We start from the raw sequence: 1138 nt of genomic DNA, 5'->3' as shown, positions 1-1138 counted from the left end.
GTGCGCCGCCGGGCCGCGCAGCCGGCGGGCGAGCCGGGCGGTTGCGGCGAGCAGCCGGGGGCCGGCCCGGTAGGAGGTGGTGAGCACGACCTGGGCCGCCGGCGCGCCGGAGACGGTGCGGAACCGGTGCGGGAAGGTGGTCACCCCGGCCGGGTCGGCGCCGCGGAACGCGTACGTGGAGGAATCCGGGTCGGCGAAGGCGACCAGGGGCTTGCCGCCGCCGGCGATCACGGCGAGCAGGTCGAGCTGGGCGGGGTCGGTGTCGGCCAGCTCGTCGACGTAGACGTGGGCCAACCGGCGGCGCTCGGCCGCCAGCAGCTCGGGATCGTCGAGCAGCATCCCGGTGGCGGCCCGGACCAGCTCGGCCGGGTCGTACGCGATGGAACCGCGGTTGCTGACGTCGCGCAGGGCGAGCACGGCGACGTACTCCCGGAGGAAGCGCGCGGCGGCCGGCCAGTCGGCGCGGCCCAGCTTCTCCCCCAGCCGGGCCAGCTCGACCGGGCCGACGCCGCGCTCGGCGGCGCGCATCAGCAGGTCGCGGAGCTGGGCGGCGAAGGCGCGGGTGCGCAGCGCCGGCCGCAGGTCCTCCGGCCAGCCGACCGGGTCGTCCTCCGGCTCCTCGCCGACCACGTCCAGCAGCTCGCGGATGATCAGATCCTGCTCGGGGCCGGTGAGCAGCCGGGGCGACGGCTCGCCCCGCTCGGCCGCGGCCCGGCGGAGCAGCCCGAAGGCGTACGCCGGGAAGGTGCGCACCAGCGGCTCGCGGACCACCCGGTGCCCGTCCCCGGCGATCCGCGCCTCGATCCGGTGGCGCAGGTCGGTGGCGCCGCGGCGGCCGAAGGTGAGCACCAGGATGCGCTCGGGGTCGACGCCCTCGGCCACCCGGGCGGCGACCGCCTCGATCAGCGTGCTGGTCTTGCCGGTGCCCGGGCCGCCGACGACCAGCATCGGCCCGTCGGTGTGCGCGACCACCTCGGCCTGCAGCGGATCCGCGAGCCGACCCTCCGGATGCGCGCCATCGCCCGCCGACCCCCCGGACCGCGGCTCCCCCTCGGACGTCGGACCCGGCCGACCGGTCCACTGGTCCGCCCCGCCGAGCCGGCGGTCCCCCCGAGCCGCCGCGGCGACCGCCCGTCAC

The 1138-nt window shown here is 78.5% G+C and carries 1 protein-coding gene; it reads right to left on the bottom strand.

Annotated elements, in window-relative coordinates; all coding sequences use genetic code 11:
• A partial coding sequence (locus DKL51_RS23635) for a UvrD-helicase domain-containing protein (RefSeq protein ID WP_438819671.1) occupies positions 1 to 972 on the bottom strand: 972 nt, incomplete at its 3' end.
• Positions 973 to 1138 lie beyond the last annotated feature (166 nt).

Origin of the sequence: Micromonospora globispora, assembly GCF_003857015.1 — a bacterium.
GTDB lineage: Bacteria > Actinomycetota > Actinomycetes > Mycobacteriales > Micromonosporaceae > Micromonospora > Micromonospora globispora.
Note: the sequence above shows the minus strand (reverse complement) of the source record. Positions and strands in the feature narration are given on the sequence as shown.